Source organism: Microbulbifer echini, assembly GCF_041447225.1.
Lineage (GTDB): Bacteria > Pseudomonadota > Gammaproteobacteria > Pseudomonadales > Cellvibrionaceae > Microbulbifer > Microbulbifer echini.
The window spans coordinates 1-505 of the sequence record NZ_JBGMEL010000062.1 but is presented as its reverse complement, the minus strand read 5'-3'; the positions used below and the strand labels follow the sequence as shown (position 1 = coordinate 505).

General features: G+C 51.1%; 1 rRNA gene. It reads right to left on the bottom strand.

The window, feature by feature from the left end:
- Positions 1-452 (bottom strand): 16S ribosomal RNA (locus ACCI51_RS19460); the annotation flags it as partial.
- Between the last annotated feature and the right edge of the window lie 53 nt (positions 453-505).

Here is a 505-nt window from a genome sequence, read left to right as displayed (position 1 = left end):
TAACAACAGAGTTTTACGACCCGAAAGCCTTCATCACTCACGCGGCGTTGCTCCGTCAGACTTTCGTCCATTGCGGAAGATTCCCTACTGCTGCCTCCCGTAGGAGTCTGGGCCGTGTCTCAGTCCCAGTGTGGCCGATCACCCTCTCAGGTCGGCTACGCATCGTTGCCTTGGTGAGCCGTTACCTCACCAACTAGCTAATGCGACGCGGGTCCATCCATAAGTGACAGCCGAAGCCGCCTTTCAATTTCGAACCATGCGGTTCAAAATGTTATCCGGTATTAGCCCCGGTTTCCCGGAGTTATCCCAGTCTTATGGGCAGGTTACCCACGTGTTACTCACCCGTCCGCCGCTAACTTCATAAGAGCAAGCTCTTAATCCATTCGCTCGACTTGCATGTATTAGGCACGCCGCCAGCGTTCATCCTGAGCCAGGATCAAACTCTCCAATAAAGTTAGTTTGTCTAGCATCTAAAATAAAAATTGACGTTTCACGTTGTTTGTTT